Source organism: Novosphingobium sp. B-7, assembly GCF_000410615.1.
GTDB lineage: Bacteria > Pseudomonadota > Alphaproteobacteria > Sphingomonadales > Sphingomonadaceae > Novosphingobium > Novosphingobium capsulatum.
Window position 1 is genome coordinate 35,522 of sequence record NZ_KE148491.1, and the last position, 458, is coordinate 35,979.

General features: G+C 68.1%; 1 pseudogene. It reads left to right on the forward strand.

Features of this window, described 5'->3' with window-relative positions:
- Window positions 1-249: 249 nt before the first annotated feature.
- Window positions 250-458 (forward strand): annotated as a pseudogene (locus H926_RS33840) (alpha/beta hydrolase); the annotation flags it as partial.

Here is a 458-nt window from a genome sequence, read left to right on the forward strand (position 1 = left end):
TGAGGTGGTGGACGGTGATCATGGGGCCTCCTTGAACGGCGCGCGCCGGGCTGGCGAAGCTGGCTGCCACGCAAGCCTATCGGGCGAATGTGACATGAATTTGAAACAATTCCGTCTTTCTGGCGTTCCTTCCCGGCGTCCGATAGCTGTTTGCCGGTGATTCCCATGGCCACGCAACCTTCCTCTCCGCCACGCAGCGCGTGGGCACAACTCGAAACGCTGGGTGCTGCCCTGGCGCGACGGCGTGCGTTGGCATTTGCGCCCCGGCCAGAGGGTGTGCGTGGCCCGGCCTGGCCGCGGCTGATCGGCGAACTGGCCACCCCGATCGACCATTGGCAGGCCGCGCGCGGCGCGCCGCTGCCCTCCTATCCGCCCGCGCGCCATGCCCGACCGGTTATGCTGCTGCCCGGGTTCGGCACGCATCCGGTGCGCATGAAGCCGCTGGCCACGGCACTGGA